This window comes from Nocardia asteroides, assembly GCA_019930625.1.
Lineage (GTDB): Bacteria > Actinomycetota > Actinomycetes > Mycobacteriales > Mycobacteriaceae > Nocardia > Nocardia sputi.
On the sequence record CP082844.1, the window covers coordinates 2,039,904 to 2,057,401 of the forward strand.

Below are 17,498 nucleotides of genomic sequence, written 5' to 3' on the forward strand. Positions count from 1 at the left end.
CGGAAACGGCGCTGCTTCGTAATTCGCCGACCGCACCGGACCGTTAGCGTTCCGGAGGGCACAGTTGCGTCACGGGAGCCATGAAACATGGCCGCGCAGAACGGTGTAACCGATGTAGGCGACCGCGTCGATGGTCGCGTGCGCGAGAACCAGCGGCCACAGCCGGTTCGAACGCTGCCAATAGCGCCCGAATATGACGCCCATCACAAAATTTCCCAGGCCGCCGCCCAGTCCCTGATACAGGTGGTAGCTGCCGCGCAGCAGGGCGGAGGTCAGCAATGCCGAGTTCGCCGACCAGCCGAGCTGACGCAGCCGAGTGAGCAGGAACGCCACCACGATGATCTCCTCGGCCAAGGCGTTCGCGCAGGCCGAGAGGATCAGGGCGGGCAGCCGCCACCAGTAGTCGCCGAGCGAGGCGGGCACGATCGTCACGCTGATGCCCAGGGCGTGGGCAACGAGGTACAACCCCAATCCCGGCAATCCGATGAGCGCGGCGAGCGCCGCGCCGGGCAGCACGTCCGCGCGCCAGCGAATCCGGTTCGCCAGCCCGATCAGCCGCGGTCCGAGGCCGCCGCGCCACAGCAGATACAGGCCCAGCGCCGCCCACCCCACCAGGCGCAGCACGCTGAGCAGCTGGAACAACAGGTCGATGGTGGACTGCGTGGATCGAGAGGGGTTCAGCGCGACCGTTCGACCGCCGACCCCGCCCGGGGCCAGCGCGCTCTCCACCAGCGAGAGCGCGGCACCGAGTCCACTGAGCCCGAACGTGACCAGCAGCACCACGGCGATCTCGAGTTTGATCGCCAGCCGTTGCCGATCCGTCGGCTCGGCCTCGTCCCACTGGGCATCGGACTCCGCGCGCATGGGTCGAATCTATTGCGCCCGTCCGGCGCGGTGTGCGGCGCGTCAGCGTCGGAACTCCTCCACCGGCCGGAACTCGGCGACGGTGTCGCCCACTTCGTTGCGGTACCACGTCTCGCGCCGCGATCGCTGGACCCGGTCGGCCAGCTGGTCGAGACCGGGCACCAGTCTGCGTGCGGTCTCCAGCGCGAACAACACCGGCCACTGCGCGATCGGATGCAGCACCCAAGGGAAGCGCCGGGGCATGCGGTGACTGCGGTAGGTCGCGGGCGGCAGCCAGAATGCCGTATAGCCGATCTGCATCCGGTAGTTGATCTCGTCGCGGATTCGCTTGCGCCACGGCGTGTTCGTCTTCGGCGCGAAGGCGGGTAGGTACGACTCGACCAGTTCCGCGCCGTCCGCTCCGGCGGTGCGGGCTCGCTTGACGAACGCGGCGAACATCAACTGCACGGATTCGCGAAAGTTCGCCGGATACCAGTCCGGCTGGACGCCGAGCAGGTGACCGACATAACGCCAGAAGTGCAAGGTCGCCTCGATCTCGCGGATCGTGGTCTGATGACCCACGCTCCACAGCGCGAGGCCGGGCACCAGGCAGCCCGCCATCAGCGTCAACGTCGCGTCGCCCACGCTGATCGGCACGCCCCACGCCGCGTGATCCCATTCCGGCCGCTGCATCAGCTTGCGCCGGATGAACACGTGCATGATCCGCACGCGCATGGCTGTCTGCCTGCCGCGGGCGCCGGGCGCCAACCCGCCCGGCTCGGAGACGTCGATCCAGAAACGAACCGTCTCCATCTGCCGTTTGTGCGCCCGATCCCCGGCGTAGCCGCCGGTGTAGGACAGCGGTTTGGTGATCGAACTCTCCGAGTACATCTCCAACGTGCTGGTCGTCGCGAAGCTGAATACCGAAGTGCCCCAGCGTCGGAACACCTTCGCGCCGTGCTCCACCGCGGCGAGGTCGAGCCACGCGGGCGGGGTCTCGAACTCTCCGAACAGCCGGATCAGTGAGGCGGGCGCGTCCGGGACCGCGGCGACTCCGTGCGCGAGCGCTCGGTCCAGCATGGCCCGCCCCGCTTTCGGTCCGATCGGCCCGAGGTAGACCTCGTCGACGAATGCCTCGGCGACCGGATCGACCTGGTAGTAGGCGGCAGCGAAACGCTGAACCAGTTCCTCGGACGGTTGCGGGTCGAACCGGAAAACGGCGCGCCACAGCTTGCGCGCTCGTTGGACGCGCGGGTCGCCGAGTTGATCCCAGTAGCGGAATTCGGTGGGAACGGTGCCGTCGGGGACGGCGGCGATCGTCGCGGGCGCCGTGCTGTCCTGAGCCATGACCCAGCCTAAAATGAGCTAATGCTCACCTTCTACTCGCTTTTCGACCAAGAACCCGCTGATGTCCGCAGAGGGTGATATCCGGCGAAAAAGCCCGAAACAAGAGCGAGCTAGAGAAACTCGCGATCGCATACTGCACTCCGCTACTCAGCTTTTCGCCGAGCGCGGCGTCGACAACACCTCGACCAACCGGATCGCGGCCCACGCCGGTATGAGCATCGGTTCGCTCTACCGGTACTTCGCCGACAAGGAGGAGATCCTCGCGGAGTTGCGCACCCGGTTGCTCGCCGAGCTGGAGGAGCAGTTCACCGCGGCGGTGCTCACCGGGCTCTCGCTGGACCCGGGCGAGTCGTTCGCGCTCAGCCTGCGCGGCATCGTGCACGCGCTGATCGAGCGTCGCGCGCTGGTGCGCGCCCTGGCCGCGCGGGCGTCGCTGGACGGGCTCGGCTTCGGCGAGCTGGAACGGCGACTGCTCGTGCTGACCAGGGCTTACCTGCTGCATCTGCTCGGACCGCTGCCCGACGACGAACTCGACGTGAAGGCGTACGTCATGGTCAGCGTCGGCCTGGCCAGCAGCCTGCGGATCGGGCTCGACCCGCCCGCGCACCTGGACCGTGAGCGCCTGGTCGAGGAAACCGCGGCCATGGTCGGGGGCTGGTTGCGCCCGTGAACCGAGGGATCAGATACGGCGCAGGCCGTTGAGGAACGGGCAGCCGGCCAGCATGCGTACCGCGCGGCTGAGCGCCTCGATGTCGTCAGCCGGCGCGCTGAACGGCAGGCGGAAATCGTGGTCGCCGTCGTGCCCTTCCACCCGCAGGGTGAGTCCGTAGCGGTCGATGGCCAGCGGGTGCACGACGCCGTGCTGCAGACGCGGCGGCAGGTGCCTGGCCAGCTGGGCGACGACGTCGGCGTGGTCGGCCTGCATGTGCTGTAGCCACGCGGATTCCATGGCGCAGAACGGGTCCGGCGCGGCCAGCCGTAACTCCTCGCTGCTCACCGATTCCGCGCCGGTCGAGTCGGCCACCACCGCGGAGTCGATCACCAGCCGCAGCAGGGTGGCGCCGAAGCCGATGTCGAGCAGTGCGGGATGCGGGTGCTCCTTGGCCACCTCGGTGGCCAGTGCGCGCTGCGCCTGCGTGGGCACCGCGCGCACCCAGCCGCGCAGCCAGACCAGTGCGCGCACCGGCTCGCGCAGCGGCAGCGGGGCGTGGTCGGTGAGCTCCAGCACCGCGGGCGCACCCTGCTCCCCGGAGTTGCCCGCCAGGAGTGCGGCGACCGAGGCTGTCGGCACGGCGATCACCGCGTCGCCACACTGCCGTACGTGGTGCACGGACGCGGGTGTCGGATCGATGCCCGGCATGGCCAGCACCGCTTGCTCCGCGTGGGCGCACGCGCTGCGCACCCGCTCGGCGGTGGACGGTGCGACGGTCGGGGTCGGACGCGGCATACAAACCTCCGTGGAGCGAGCGGCGCTTCAGCGTATTGATTAGGTTACCCTAAGCTAAGTGACGTTGTCCGCTTCCGCAAGCGTTCCGATCGACTCGAGCGCGACGAACTGGGTCGAGACGGCTGGGTCGGGGTTGTTACGGTGAGGGCGTGTCGGAAGGGTCGGAATCCGGAGAACCGGTGCTGGTGATGTTGTCGACGCCCGCGCGGCGCAGTCTGGTCGACGGATTGGTTCGCAACATCGGCGCAAGCCCCGCCGCGCCGACTCTGGAGCTGGACGCTGCGGACAACGAGATCGCCGACTTCCTCGCGCACGTGGCCCACTCCGATACCGGCTTCGTCGCGCGCACGTCCTCCGGCGAGCGCGCGGTGGCCATTGTCGCGGCCACGGCCGCCGTCCTCTGCGGTGACGACATCGGCACCGCGCTGCGCAACCCCGATATCGCCTTTCTGACTTCCCTGAAACCAGCGGCCGTCGAGGCGGTCCGCTCCGTCCTTCTCGCCGTCGAGACCGAGACAGGCGACCAGGTGAACGACGCGTTGCGCGTGCTCAACGGAGGCTGAACGCCGCTCGGGCGGCCGTCGAACAGATACCGGGCGTGGGCTTGGCCCTTGCAATCGGTGGGGAGCCGGGCGGGTGCGCAAGTAATGTCGTAACCGTGCCGCGAATCGCGTACTTCGGGCCCTCCGGAACCTTCACCGAGATGGCCCTCGCAGAACTCGAATCCTCGGGAGCCTTCGACGGACCCGTCGAGCGGATTGCCGCGCCCAGCCAAGGGGCCGCGCTGGACCTGATCCGCTCCGGTGACGCGGACGGCGCCGTGGTGCCGATCGAGAGTTCCGTCGAGGGCTCGATCTCGGCGACGCTCGACTCGCTGGCAATCGGCCCGCGTCTGCAGATCGTGGCCGAGACCGAACTCGAGGTGAGCTTCACCATCCTCGGCAAGCCGGGCACGGCGCTGCCGGATGTGCGCACCCTCGCGGCGTACCCGGTGGCCGCCGCCCAGGTGCGGCTGTGGGTCGCGCGACACCTGCCGCAGGCGCGGTCCTACATCTCGGCGTCCAACGCCGCGGCCGCCGAAGACGTGGTGGCGGGCCACGCCGATGCCGCGGTCTCCACCGCGCTGGCGGGAGAACGGCTGGGGTTGATCGCACTGGCCTCCGGGGTCGCCGACCACGAGCAGGCGATCACGCGTTTCGTGCTGTGCACCCGGCCCACGGTGGCGCCGCCTCCCACAGGAGCCGACCGCACCTCGATCGTGCTGGAGTTGCCGAACATACCGGGCTCGCTGATGCGCGCCTTCGCCGAATTCGCCACGCGCGGCATCGATCTGACCAGGATCGAGTCCCGGCCCACTCGAACCGGTATGGGCACCTACCGTTTTTATCTCGACTGCGTCGGGCACATCGACGATACGGCGGTGGCCGAGGCGCTCAAGGCGCTGCACCGCACCGCGCGGATCCGTTATCTCGGGTCCTGGCCCGCGACTTCGGCCGGGGGCACGCCGCCACCGTCGGACGAAGCGGCGGCGGAGTGGTTGATTCAGTTGAGAAAGGGGATGGCGGACCTATGACCGGCAGGTTGATTCTGGTCCGGCACGGAGAGACCGAAGGTAACGTCGCCAAGCTGCTGGACACCAGGATTCCCGGATTGCCGCTGACCGAACGCGGTGCGGCACAAGCCAAAACGTTCGGTGAGGGTCTGCTGCGCCCGCCGAAGGTGTTGTTCTCCTCTGCGGCGCTGCGTGCGCGTCAGACCGCGAGCTACATCGAGGCGGCGACCGGTGTCGCGGCGATGGTGCTCGATGGATTGCACGAGGTACAGGCCGGTGACCTGGAGGGACAGCACAGCGAGGAGTCGCACCGAACCTTCCAGCGGATCTACCGTGCCTGGCACGAGGGCGATCTCACGGTTCGGGTACCCGGTGGCGAATCCGCGCAGGACGTCTTGGACCGTTTCCTGCCCGCGATCGCCGAATTGCGGGACACCTATCTTTCGCCCGACGACGACGGGCACGGCGACGTGATGGTGGTCACTCACGGCGCCGCCATGCGGCTGGTCGGCCGCACGCTCGCGGATGTACGCCCGCCGTTCACGACGAACAATCACTTGGACAATACCGAGACCATCGAGTTGGTACCGATGCCCGATGGTGGGTGGGAATGCATTCGCTGGGGCAGGTTCACGCCGCCGTTCGGATATGACGTCTCGCCGACCTCCGACGATCCGATGGGCTAGCGACGGTTGCTCGGTGGTTCAGGAAAGCTTCGGATTGGTCGGGAAATCCTCGCGTTCCGGCAAAGAGGTGATCAGATCTTGCACCGCCGTGCGCAGTCGCGCGGGGGTTCCGCTGCTGAGTGACGTCCACTTCACGCCGTCGTCGGACTTGCTCGCGGTCGCGATGAATCGTCCTGCGCGCGTATTGAAGACGGCGATGTGGTTGTCTGCCACGTCTCGGGTGCCGTCCCCGTAGATCACCCCGACGATCTCGGCGTACGAGTGGATCTCGACCAGGGCCGCGGCCAAGGTCTTCGCATCGTGCGTGGGGTTGCCGACCTTCGTCAGCCGTTGCGCGGTGGCCGCGGCGTCGCCGGTGTCGCCGAAGATTGTGGCGAGCTCTTCGGTCGGAGCGTTCATCCCGTACAACTCGAGCGGCTCGGCGTAGCCGAGTGCCGCGAGAACCGTACCGGGCAGATCGATTCCGGCCTCATCGATGACATAGGAGTCCTGTCCCCGAAGGGCGACGACCGGGAGGTCGGCGCCCTTCGCCAGACAGAAGCGGCTGACCCACCCGTCGACGACCAACCGCAGCGCGATGATCCAGTGAGGCCGGTTCAGCGCGCGCAGCCGATTCTCCAAGTCGCGGTGCAGCGCGCCATCTAGGATCAGCTCCCGCTGCGCGAGCGACTCGGCGGCCGCGTCCATCGCCGCTCGGTGATCGGTCACGTTGTCGTAGCGTGCGCGAGCGTTCAACACGACGGGAACTTCGATCTGCAGTTTCTCGATCAGAAACTGCATCTCGTCGAGCGACAGGACGACCGACTCAAGCGTCGACGGGCCGCGGCCCGCACCGAGTACGGTCACCTACCCGTCCCGCTGAAGTCACCGCCGATGACTCCATCGGCGGTGAGACGGCCGTCGTTGAAGTGCTCGGTCGACCGCAGGTAGTCCCGACCGTCGTGCTCGGTCTCGTCGTCCTCGTCGCTGCGGACCTGGTTACCGAGCAGGGGGTTGCCGTTGCCGGTGTTCGCGGGCCGGACCGGCGCCGCGTCGACGGCCTTGACCGCGACGGTTTCCTGCACCGGAGCGGAGCCTCCACCGATCGTGCCACTCGAGCCCCAGCCTTCCGGCAGCTTGAGCGAGCCGTTGCTGATGCCTGCCGCCGAGCCGAGGCCGGAGAAGGACACCGCGCGGGTCGCCGCGCCGGCAGCGGTGGCCGCCGCCCCGGCGCCCATGGCCATCGGAGCCATACCGGAGAAGGCAGGCGCGGAGGTGCTGGTCGCCGCCGCGATCGCGCTGCCTGCGACATTTCCGACGGTGGAGACACCGGTGGTGGCGATCGAGCCGACGGCCTGAGCGGCTTGGGTGGCAGCGCTCGCCACGCCGGGGTTGCTCAAGAACGCCTGGGTGGCGGCGACGGCCGCCTGGATCGGATCCGCCGGGACCTCGCCGGCGGTGTCCGCCGCCTGTTCGGGGCTGGCCGTTCCGGCGCCCTTGGCGATCGGCGGCGGCGGCGCGAACTCGGCAGGCGTGGCGACCATGGCGCTGGTCGCGGCCTCGTAGGTTTCCATGACCAGCGCGGCTCGGATGTCCATGGCGTGCCTGGCGACCTCCGCGACCTCGAACGCGCCGCTCAGCACGCCCGGTGGGTTCGCCGACGCGGCCAAGGCGGTGTTGACGGCCGCGATCTCGGGTGGGCTCGGCATCGCCAGCGAGGCGACGGTGTAGGCGGTGGCGTTCGCCGCGGCCTTCGCGCCCATCGCGGCGGCTTGGACGCCCTGCTGCTCGGACCAGCCGAGGAAACCCGTGAGCTTGCTCAGCGCGGCGATACCGTTGATGCCCTGCATTCCGACGCCGAGTTCGGCCATCACCCTGGCGACGGTCGTCGTAGCGTCGACCCAGGCGGCGGTGAGACCGCCCCAGGCGGTGGCGGCGGCCGAGATCGGAATCGCGTGCGCGCCCGCGTGAAGGGTGGCCGAATTGATCTCCGACGGGCGCGCAGCCCAGATCACCCCGGTGACTCCTGCAACCATGTTCGATTTCTCCCCTGCTTCAGCTGATGGAACTGTATGCCCGAACTACACCTGGATGGCGCTGATGCCGGCGGCGCGCACCACATCACCGGCGACATGCTGCGCCAACTGCGTGCGCAGCGTCGCCGCCGCGTGGTGGCATTCCAGGATTGCCTGCGCGATCGCACGGTCGTGCGACATCGCGCCTTGGTTGAAATGGCTCGCGCTGAGGAAGGAGACCTCCTCGGCGCCGGAGGGCAGCACGTGCGTCGCGGGCGCGGTGATCGCCGCGGCGGCGGCCAGACGTTCGGCGACGAGGTCGAGTTCGGCCGCGGCGGCGAGAATGGCTTCGGGTGCGATCAGTACATGTCCAACCATGACTCGACTCCTTCTAGTGGCTGTGGGGCGGAACCACGAGAATTCCCCCTTCGAGTGATAGGACGCGACAGCAACGCGATCGGTTCCATCGAATCCCCAATTTTTCGATCTCCGTGCCGATTACACACCCCTCGCCAGGGGCGCGCAATACAGCTCGTTCAGACTAGCCCCATCCCAGCTGATGCAGGCGGTCTTCGTCAATGCCGAAATAGTGTGCGATCTCATGGATCACGGTGATCGCGACCTCTTCCACCACCTGCGACTCGTCGGCGCAGAGTTCGAGAATGGCGTCGCGGTAGATGGTCACGGTGTCGGGAAGCGCTCCGCCGTATTGGCTGTCGCGTTCGGTGAGGGCGATGCCGTGATACAGGCCGAGCAGATGCGGATCCTCCGGATTGCGCGGCTCGATCAGCACGACCACATTCTCGATCGCGCGCGCCAGCTCGGGCGGAATGAGATCCAGTGCGTCGCCGACCAATTCCTCGAACCGGTCGGCGGACATCGAAACGGGCATCGGCGCTCGGCTATCTCGGCTGGGGCTGCGGCGGCAGTGGGGCGGCGCCGGGCAGCGGCGTGGGCGTGGAACGGCCGCTGTTCGGCGGCGGCACCGGAGCCTGGCCGTTGATCAGGATGTCGCCTCTGGCCGAACCCGTGATCGGCGCGAAGCCTTCCCGATCAGCCCCCTTGCCGATCATGCAGTCCAGCTTGCGGCTGCCCGCCATCCAACTGCGGGCGTCGATGTAGTCGAAGAACAGCGTGAGCGTCTTGTTGCGGATCACGTCCGGCGCGCCCAGGTACTCGGTCGAAGTGCGGCCGCACTCCTCCTCCATGAACTTGTCCTGGTCGTCTTTCGCGGGCGGGCCGCCGGTGAAGTGGGCGCCCAGATCGATGGTGGAGACGATCTCCACGGCGTGCGGCTGGGCGCAGTCCACGGGATCGGTGGGCAGGTTCTGGTTGATGCCCAGGCACACGCCCGGCCCGTACACCCTGGACTGATCGTGCTCGGTGGCGCTGCCCGCCGACGGCGGGGTGCCCACGCTGGCCGCGACCTGCAAGCCGCAGCGCAGCGTTCGGTCACCGTGCTGCCAGCCGTCCGGGCTGGGGTACATCAACCCGACGATGTACTTGCCGCGCGGATCGAAGCGGCCGGACATGTACTCCTGCACCGCGGGCACGCAGTGCTCTTCCTTCAGCTCGGTGAGCCGCAACGAGTCGGGGAACCGCGATCCCGGGCCGAACTCCTTGCCCGGATAGCGACTCATATCGATGTCGGCCGCGACCTCGAACATGTGCTTGTTCGAGCAGTTGACCTTGACCAGGTCGGACCGGTCGGGCTTGGTCCAGCTCAGGCAATCGCCCGTGGCGGCGGTGCCGAACTCCTTGTCCAGGACGGGCAGCGCCGGCGCGCCGGGATTGTGCGCTTCCAGGCCCTTCTCGTTGTCGAAGCCGGTCACGAACAGCGTCACCAGGGCCGCGACGACGGCGCCGACGGCTACCGCGAGCAGGCCCCAGCGCAACGTGTGCGCCGAGAGATGCAAGTCGCGCAGCTTGCTGTCGGCGAGCGCGGCCTTGGCGGAGTCGAACGAGCGCCGTACCGAGTCGGCGCGCGACGACGCGCCGCGCTTGGGCGCCTGCGGGGACCGGGACACATGTTCGGAGGACATCGCGGTCCATCATGGCAGCGTCCGTGCCGGGGTGCCACGACCTGCCCGATCGGCGCGGCACCGGCGCGTCGCGGTCAGCCGCGCAGCGCCGACAGGAAGACCCCGGGCAGCCGGGCGGGGTTGGCATCGGCGTAGAACTCGGTGAGCCTGCGCCCGGTGATCGCGGCGGTGGCGTTGTCGACGAACCACGGCGGCTTCGGGGAGAGTGCGAGTTCGCCGCCCAGCAGCGAGCGCGGCGCGGGCCGGAACGGTCCGCGCACGATCGTGCGCTCGACATCGTCGAGCAGCAGGGCGTTGTGCACCACGCCGATCCCGCTCTGCACGTCGTCTAGGGTGTGCCCGGGAAAGGCGCCCCAAGCGGCCCGCGGCGTCAGGAAAGCCAGCCCGGTCCAAGTGTTCACCGCGATCGCGCCGTAGCGCAGCCGCTCGATGGCGCGGTCGAAGGCGATGCCGAGCCTGCGAATGGTCGTCGGATGGGCGATCACGTTCGCGCCGAGCGTCCCGGTCAGCTCGGCATTCGCGAAGTCCACCGCGCGCTGCAAGAACTCACCGCCCGCGTAGGGCAGCTCCACCACGCCGAGCACGGGGGAGAAGTACTCCGTGCGCAGCAGCGGCGTGCCGGTCGGCGGCAACCCGTCGACCAGCACCCGCCCCGCGCCGAGACGCTCGGCCTCCGGATACGAGGCCAGCGCCCCGGCGACACGGGCGTCGCTGCCCGGGTAGTACGCCGTGCGTTGTGGCGCTCGTTCCATCGCAAGGCGCAGCTCGGCGAGGAATTCGTCCTTGCGGTCCCACTCGGAGCCGATCACCACCGCCTGCGCGGCCACACAGTTGTAGCCGCCGTTGTGCAGCCGCTGCGTCGCCACGTGCTCGGCCTGGTAGCGCAGGTCGGCGGCGGACCAGTCGCCGGGTACCACGATGGTCGGCGAGACGCCGCCCAGCTCGCTGGTGATCGGTTTGTCCAGCAGGGGCCGGTTGTCCTTCTTGCGCTGCGCGCCCTCCGCGCCGGGGCCCCACACGATGGCGTCGTGGGTCTGCGCGCTGCCGGTCATGTGCACGTGCGCGACATCGGGGTGGCGCACCAGGTAGCCGCCCTGCTCCGCGCCGCCGGTGAGGATTCGCAGCACGCCCAGCTCCAGCAGCGGTTCGAACACCATCTCGAACACGGTGAACAGCGGGTCGGTGATCGGGTTGAGCTTCAGCGCGACCACCCGGTTGTGCGCGAACAGTTCGTAGAGCGCGTCCAACGGCGGAATCGAGGTGATGTTGCCCGCGCCGAGCACGGCGCCGATCCCGCCGGTCGCGGTGGGATCGAGCTGGCCGAGTCCGGCCCGCTTGCGCGCGGTGCCCGCGTCGACGCCGGGCCGCAGCCACACCTCGCCGCGGAAACCGTTGAGCAGCAGCCGGTCGTAGACGCCGAGCGGAAGGATCGGCACCGCGACCCGTCCACCCGGAGCTTCCCGCAGCGTGATGCCGGTCAGCGGGCTGCGCCCGGTCTCCAGTGCGGCGAGGGTCGCCGACAGCGCGGCGGTGGCCTGGAGCAGGGTGAGCGGGCCGGACATCCATTCCTCGCCCGCCGACGGGGAGTTCTCGTCGAGGTCCTTGACGACGCACGCGGCCCGCACCCAGTCCTCGGCGAAGCGACCGGTCCGGGCGTGGATCTCGTCGAGCAGTTCGCGGCGGCGGCGCAGCGGGGTCGCGGCCCAGGCTTTCTCGCCCGCCGCGAGGTCGGCCAGCGCGTTGTCGATGGCGGTCTCGTCGAAAGGGGTGCCCACAAGCCCACTATGCGCGCGATCGAGCGCCGATGGACCGCATCCTGGGATATCGGGGTGAAACGGCAACACACCGACCACTAGGCTGGTGGCCCATGATCGACCTCCGATTCCTGCGGGACAACCCCGACGCGGTCCGCGCCTCGCAGCGGGCCCGCGGCGAAGACCCCGCCCTCGTCGACGCGCTGCTCGAGGCGGACGCGGCGCGGCGCGCCGCGGTGGCCACCGCGGACAACCTACGCGCCGAGCACAAGGCGATGGGCAAGCTGATCGGTAAGGCGAGCAAGGAGGAGCGGTCCGCGCTGCTGGCGCAGGCGTCGGAGATGTCGGTCAAGGTCAAGGAGGCCGAGGCCGCGCAGCACGCCGCCGACGCCGATCTGGACGCCGCGCACCGCGCCATCTCGAACGTGGTGCAGGAAGGCGCGCCCGCGGGCGGCGAGGACGATTACGTCGTCCTGCAAACCATCGGCACGCCGAGGGAATTCGACTTCGAGCCGAAGGATCACCTGGAGCTCGGCGAGTCGCTGGGCCTGATCGACATGGAGCGCGGCGCGAAGGTATCGGGCGCCCGGTTCTACTTCCTGACCGGTTACGGCGCGCTGCTGCAACTGGGTCTGCTGCAACTGGCCGCGCAGAAGGCCGTGGCCAACGGCTTCACCATGATGATCCCGCCGGTGCTGGTGCGCCCCGAGGTCATGGCGGGCACGGGGTTCCTCGGCAGGCACTCGGCCGAGGTCTACCACCTCGCCGACGACGACCTCTATCTGGTCGGCACCTCGGAGGTGCCGCTGGCGGGCTACCACTCGGACGAGATCCTCGACCTGAGCGGCGGGCCCAAGCGGTACGCGGGCTGGTCGTCGTGTTTCCGCCGGGAGGCCGGCAGCTACGGCAAGGACACCCGCGGCATCATCCGGGTGCACCAGTTCGACAAGGTCGAGATGTTCGTCTTCACCACGCCGGACCAGGCCGACGCCGAACACAAGCGCCTGCTCGCCTGGGAACAGGAGATGCTCGCGGCGATCGAGGTGCCCTACCGGGTGATCGATGTCGCGGCCGGTGATCTCGGCAGCTCGGCGGTGCGCAAGTTCGACTGTGAGGCGTGGGTGCCCACCCAGCAGACCTATCGGGAACTCACCTCGACGTCCAACTGCACCACCTACCAGGCTCGCCGACTGAGCATCCGCTATCGGGACGCGAACGGAAGGCCGCAGATCGCCGCCACTTTGAACGGCACGCTCGCGACCACCCGCTGGATCGTGGCCATCCTGGAGAATCATCAGCAAGCCGACGGGTCGGTTCGTGTGCCGCCCGCGCTCGTCCCATTTGTCGGCACCGACGTGCTCCAACCGTCGAACTGACTACGCGCGAATGACGTTCAGATGAATAGCCAATCGTTCGCCATGCCGGATTCCCGGGATGTGGCAACCGGCGGGATTCCTTATGTTTAGGCTATTCATCGTGCGAGGAATCGGGTCTCGCGGCGATACCCGAACCCGGGTGCGGGCCGCGTCTGCGTTGGCGACGGCTATGGTCATGGCTCGGACCACCGGGGCGTTCTACGTCATGGGCGGTGTGCTCGGTTTACTGATCACCGCCATCGCCCCTGGCGAGGAGGGTAATCGGCCGCTGGTGGGCGGAGCGGCGGCGGTAGCGCTGGCGCTCGGTTTGACGCTGCTCGCGTGGGGGCCGCGCCTGCCGCATTCGATCCATCACGTCTACGTGGCGATCGCGACGGTACTGGTGACGATCGCGGTGCACTCGTTCCCGAACACCGTGGGCGCGATCAGCCTCGCGGCGTTCTACGTGTTCATCGCCTGCGATGCCGCCCTGTTCTTCGCCTGGTCGCAGGCGGCAGCCCATATCGCGTTCGCCTTGGCGCTGTGCCTGTGGGTGCTGCCCGCGCGGCCGGTGACTCCCGGGCTGCCGTGGTGGTCGGGGCTGATCCCGGCAGGCGTGACCTTCGGCGTCGGCGTCGTCGTCGGGATCCTGACCAGGATGGCGTCCGAAGCCGACATCGATGTGCTCACCGGCCTGCTCAACCGCCGCGGCTTCGACCGGGCGCTGAACACCGCGATCCAGCAGGCCACCAGGACGGAGCAGGGACTCGCGCTGGTGCTGGTCGACCTCGACCGCTTCCAGAAGATCAACGACCATCTCGGTCACCGCGCCGGTGACGCCGTCCTGCAACGGGTGGCCGACACCTGGTCGAAACTGCTTGCCCCCGACCAGCGCCTTGCGCGCTACGGCGGCGACGCGTTCGCGTTGCTGCTGCCGAACACCACCGAGCAGGCCGCGATCCTGCTCACCGAACAGCTGCGCGCGGCGGTGACCACCGGCTGTTCGGCAGGCGTGACCTCCTGGCAGCCGGGGGAGTCCGGGTCGCTGCTGGTCAGCCGTGCCGACGTCGGCCTGTACCGGGCCAAGCAGGCCGGACGCAACCGGACGGTGCTGGAGTCCTCCCGGCAGTTGCCGCTCGCGGTGGAGCTGCGCGAGGCCATCGACCGCGGCGCCCTCGACGTGCACTACCAGCCGATCGTCAGTCTGACCGAAGGCGGCGGCAAGGCGGTCGGCGTGGAGGCGTTGCTGCGCTGGTCTTCCAGCGCGCAGCCGGACGTCACCACCGAGGGCTTGATCCGCGTCGCCGAGGAGTACGACCTCATCGCCGATCTGGACGAGCTGGTGCTGCGCCGCGCCTGCGCGGACGCGGCACGGTTGCAGGAAACCTTCGCCCAGCTCGACCTGACGCTGAACGTGAACGTCAGTGGGCTGGAGCTGGCCGAAGCCGGCTACGCCGACCGGGTGGCGGGCATCCTCGCGAGCACCGGGTGGCCCGCCGATCAGCTGGTGCTCGAAGTGACCGAGAGCGAGCTGGCCGCCGAATCGCAGACCGCGATCGAGAATCTGCACACCCTGCGCGACCGGGGCGTGCGCATCGCCATCGACGACTTCGGCACCGGCTACTCCTCGCTCAGCAGGCTTGCCACCCTGCCGAGCGACATCCTCAAGGTCGACCAGTCCTTCGTCGCGGCGATCCGCTCGGACTCGCCCGCGCCGCCGTTGCTCGGCGTGATCGCCGCCCTGTCCAATGCGCTGGACTTGCAGGTCATCGCCGAGGGCGTGGAGACCGAGTACCAAGCCGCGGTGCTCACCGAACTGGGCTTCGCGCTCGCGCAGGGCTACCACTACAGCGATTCGCATCCGGTGTCGGAGCTGATCAGCGACCTGAACGAGAACAAGGGCCGGGTCGGCCCCGGCGTCACGGATCGGGAACTCGGCGACGGGGACTCGGTCGCCGCCAACGGCTGGGTGCCGCTGCCGTAATTCGCTTGACGGCGCGAGCCGACCGTGAGCATGCTGTTGCACATGCGTTTGCTCATCTATGGCTGTTGATTCGCCCGATCGCTGCGCGCCCGTTCAGCGGGTAGCGCGCGCACGCTCGATCTGCGCTCGCTGACGGTTCGGGCGGTGCTCTTCAAGAGCATCGGTGAACTGATTCCGCTGTACGCGCTGTATGCCCTGCTGTTCGCCGACCACGGCACGAGCACGGGGCAGATCTCCCTGCTGTTCGCGATCTGGTCGGCCACCTCGTTCCTGCTCGAGGTGCCCTCCGGTGCGTGGGCCGACACCGTCTCGCGGCGTGGGCTGCTCGTGCTCAGCGGCGTATTGCTGACGGCAGGCTTCGCGCTGTGGACCGTAGCGCCCTCCTTTGCCGGTTTCGCTGCCGGTTTCGTGCTGTGGGGTACCTCGGGCGCTCTGGCCTCCGGCACGTTCGAGGCGCTGCTCTACGACGACCTCGCGGCCCGCGGTGAAGCCGCGGCCTACCCGCGCATCCTCGGTTACACCCGCGCGGGCGCGGAAGCGGCCGTCGTCGTCGCCATCGTCGCCGCGACGCCCCTCTACCTCTATGGCGGCTATGCCCTGGTCGGCTGGTCGAGCGTCGCGGTCGCGGCCCTGCACACGCTGATCGCGCTGTCGCTGCCCACGGCGCCCAAGGCGGTCTCCGCTACGAATGTGGACGATCTGGAAGACGAGGAGCAGGCATCGCCCGCGCAGCCCGCTGGCGTGTCCGGTGCTCTGGTCGTGGATGAGCGCACCGGAGAAGGCGAGTTCGCCTCCGAGGTCGCGGTGATCGAGCCGGGAAACCTCGCGAAGCCCGCGCGGCCGTTCGCGCGATACCTCACCATGCTGAAGGCCGGTGTGGGCGAAGCGGTTCGGGTGCGGGCCGTGCGCTGTGGCGTGCTGCTGGAGGCGCTGTTGTTCGGGATCACGGCGTTCGACGAGTACTTCGCCCTGCTGGCGGAGGAAGCGGGCGTCTCGACAGCCGTGGTGCCGCTGCTGGTCGGTCTCACCGTGCTGGGTTCGCTGACCGGTTCGGTACTGGCGGGGCGCACCGAAGGGATGTCGGGCCGGACGATGTCGGTCGCGGTGGGTTTCGCGGGTCTGCTGTTCTTCGCCGGCGCGTTGGTCGCCGGGCTCGCGACCGGCCGTCCGGACGCTGTTTACCCGCTGACCGGTCTCGGCTTCACGGCGATCGGAATCTCCTACGGCATCGTCTACAACGCCGGAATCGTCGCGGGAGCCCGTCTTCAGGACGCCATCGAAGGCCCGGCCAGGGCCACCGTCACCTCCGTCTCCGGGCTCCTCGGGGAGGTGTTCGCCCTGGTGGTCTTCGGTTTCGCCGCCCTGGTGACGCTCTGGTTCTCCATGTCCACCCTCCTGGCCCTCCTCGGTGGGTCCATCCTTGCCATAGCCACCCTCGCCCCGCGCTGGCTTCCTTCCCATTCCGACTGACCGCGAGTGGCACCGCGAACATGAGCCGCTCGTCGCCGGGGTCCGTTGGGTAGCGTGCGGGTCGTGAGTGCGCAGGCGAGGGTGGGACTGGTTTTCGGGTTCGGGATCGGTGCCGGTGTCGCGGTGCAGGGGCGGATCAACGGCGCGCTCGGTGCGCGACTCGACGACGGGATCGCCGCCGCCACCATCAGTTTCGCCACCGGACTGCTGGCGCTCGCGGTGGTGTTCGCGGTGAGCGCGCGCCAGCGGGACGGCATGCGGCAGGTGCGGCTCGCGTTGTCCGACGGCGCGTTGCGGCCGTGGCAGTTGCTCGGCGGTCTGTGCGGCGCGTTCTTCGTCGCGTGCCAGGGTCTGACGGTCGCGGCCATCGGGGTCACCGCGTTCACCGTGGCGACCGTCGCGGGCCAATTGCTCAGCAGCCTCGTGGTCGATCGGCTCGGCCTCGGCCCGAGCGGCCGCACGCCGGTCACCGCGGTACGTCTGGCCGGTGCGGCGCTCGGCGTGGTCGCGGTGCTGATCGCCGGATCGGGCAACACCGGCGCGACCGATGGTGGTCTCTCGGTTCCCGAAGCGCTGCGCGGCACCCCGACGGCGTTGCTGATCGTGCTGCCCGCGCTGGCAGGCATCGGCCTGGCGTGGCAGCAGGCGGTGAACGGCAAGGTCGGCGCCGTCGGCGGATCTCTCTCGGCGGCGATGGTCAATTTCTGTGTCGGGTTGGTCGCTCTGCTCGTCCTCGCGGCCGTGGTGACCGCCGCTACCGGCGGTCCGGCCGAATTCCCCGCCGAGCCGTGGCTGTATCTGGGCGGGCTCATCGGCGTCGCGTTCATCGCGCTGGCCGCGCTGACGGTTCGCTGGATCGGTGTCCTGCTGCTGGGGCTCACTTCGGTGGCGGGGCAGTTGCTGGTTTCGGTGATCCTCGACGTACTGGCCCCGACCAGCGCGGGCCTGTCGGTCACCGCGGTCATCGGCTGTGTGCTGACTCTGGTCGCGGTCGCCGTCGCCACTCGCTCGCAGTCCTGAGGAC

17 protein-coding genes are annotated in these 17,498 nt (G+C 69.0%); 8 read left to right on the plus strand and 9 right to left on the minus strand.

The genetic code is table 11. From position 1 onward, the window contains the following. Positions 1–69: 69 nt before the first annotated feature. Positions 70–864: a CPBP family intramembrane metalloprotease gene (locus K8O92_09330; protein UAK34071.1), complete on the minus strand. Its 795-nt coding sequence runs from the start codon at positions 862–864 to the stop codon at positions 70–72. A gap of 42 nt (positions 865–906) precedes the next feature. Continuing rightward, on the minus strand, positions 907–2,190 hold the full coding sequence (locus K8O92_09335; protein ID UAK34072.1) for a DUF2236 domain-containing protein: 1,284 nt from the start codon (positions 2,188–2,190) through the stop codon (positions 907–909). 61 nt (positions 2,191–2,251) lie between these two features. On the opposite strand from K8O92_09335, the gene K8O92_09340 reads away from it, so the two are divergent. Continuing rightward, complete coding sequence (locus K8O92_09340; protein ID UAK34073.1) at positions 2,252–2,860, plus strand: TetR/AcrR family transcriptional regulator; 609 nt, start codon at positions 2,252–2,254, stop codon at positions 2,858–2,860. Between the two features lie 9 nt (positions 2,861–2,869). Here the strand turns inward: K8O92_09340 and K8O92_09345 are convergent, their stop codons facing one another. Beyond that, positions 2,870–3,637, minus strand: a complete 768-nt coding sequence (locus tag K8O92_09345) for a DUF2470 domain-containing protein (protein UAK34074.1) — start codon at positions 3,635–3,637, stop codon at positions 2,870–2,872. A gap of 188 nt (positions 3,638–3,825) precedes the next feature. On the opposite strand from K8O92_09345, the gene K8O92_09350 reads away from it, so the two are divergent. From K8O92_09350 to K8O92_09360, 3 genes are all read left to right on the plus strand, one after another. Then, positions 3,826–4,200, plus strand: coding sequence for a hypothetical protein (locus K8O92_09350; GenBank protein ID UAK35557.1), 375 nt, complete (start codon positions 3,826–3,828; stop codon positions 4,198–4,200). Between the two features lie 95 nt (positions 4,201–4,295). Continuing rightward, positions 4,296–5,210, plus strand: a complete 915-nt coding sequence (gene pheA, locus K8O92_09355) for a prephenate dehydratase (protein UAK34075.1) — start codon at positions 4,296–4,298, stop codon at positions 5,208–5,210. Next, entirely contained in the window at positions 5,207–5,875 is a 669-nt protein-coding gene (locus tag K8O92_09360; GenBank protein UAK34076.1) for a histidine phosphatase family protein, read from the plus strand. The genes pheA and K8O92_09360 overlap by 4 nt, the downstream gene beginning before the upstream one ends. Positions 5,876–5,893: 18 nt before the next feature. Here K8O92_09360 and K8O92_09365 read toward each other — a convergent pair whose 3' ends face one another. From K8O92_09365 to K8O92_09390, 6 genes are all read right to left on the minus strand, one after another. Next, positions 5,894–6,721: an ESX secretion-associated protein EspG gene (locus K8O92_09365; GenBank protein UAK34077.1), complete on the minus strand. Its 828-nt coding sequence runs from the start codon at positions 6,719–6,721 to the stop codon at positions 5,894–5,896. Beyond that, the gene (locus K8O92_09370; protein ID UAK34078.1) at positions 6,718–7,890 is read right to left on the minus strand and encodes a PPE family protein; all 1,173 of its coding nucleotides are present in this window, start codon (positions 7,888–7,890) and stop codon (positions 6,718–6,720) included. Before K8O92_09370 ends, K8O92_09365 begins: the two co-directional genes overlap by 4 nt. Positions 7,891–7,935: 45 nt before the next feature. Then, a complete protein-coding gene (locus K8O92_09375; protein ID UAK34079.1) occupies positions 7,936–8,247 on the minus strand; it encodes a PE domain-containing protein in 312 nt (103 codons plus the stop codon). A 163-nt stretch (positions 8,248–8,410) separates the two neighbouring features. Then, positions 8,411–8,761, minus strand: a complete 351-nt coding sequence (locus K8O92_09380) for a metallopeptidase family protein (protein ID UAK34080.1) — start codon at positions 8,759–8,761, stop codon at positions 8,411–8,413. Positions 8,762–8,771: 10 nt separating this feature from the next. Further along, a complete protein-coding gene (locus K8O92_09385) occupies positions 8,772–9,911 on the minus strand; it encodes a septum formation family protein (GenBank protein ID UAK34081.1) in 1,140 nt (379 codons plus the stop codon). A 74-nt stretch (positions 9,912–9,985) separates the two neighbouring features. After that, a complete protein-coding gene (locus K8O92_09390; GenBank protein ID UAK34082.1) occupies positions 9,986–11,686 on the minus strand; it encodes an aldehyde dehydrogenase family protein in 1,701 nt (566 codons plus the stop codon). A gap of 92 nt (positions 11,687–11,778) precedes the next feature. Here K8O92_09390 and serS point away from each other — a divergent pair, with 92 nt between their 5' ends. The 4 genes from serS (at position 11,779) to K8O92_09410 (ending at position 17,494) form a co-directional block, all read left to right on the plus strand. Further along, the gene (serS, locus tag K8O92_09395; protein UAK34083.1) at positions 11,779–13,041 is read left to right on the plus strand and encodes a serine--tRNA ligase; all 1,263 of its coding nucleotides are present in this window, start codon (positions 11,779–11,781) and stop codon (positions 13,039–13,041) included. A gap of 169 nt (positions 13,042–13,210) precedes the next feature. Then, positions 13,211–15,004, plus strand: a complete 1,794-nt coding sequence (locus K8O92_09400) for a bifunctional diguanylate cyclase/phosphodiesterase (protein ID UAK34084.1) — start codon at positions 13,211–13,213, stop codon at positions 15,002–15,004. Positions 15,005–15,124: 120 nt separating this feature from the next. Further along, entirely contained in the window at positions 15,125–16,474 is a 1,350-nt protein-coding gene (locus K8O92_09405) for an MFS transporter (GenBank protein UAK35558.1), read from the plus strand. A gap of 63 nt (positions 16,475–16,537) precedes the next feature. After that, positions 16,538–17,494: a DMT family transporter gene (locus tag K8O92_09410; protein UAK34085.1), complete on the plus strand. Its 957-nt coding sequence runs from the start codon at positions 16,538–16,540 to the stop codon at positions 17,492–17,494. Positions 17,495–17,498: the final 4 nt, after the last annotated feature.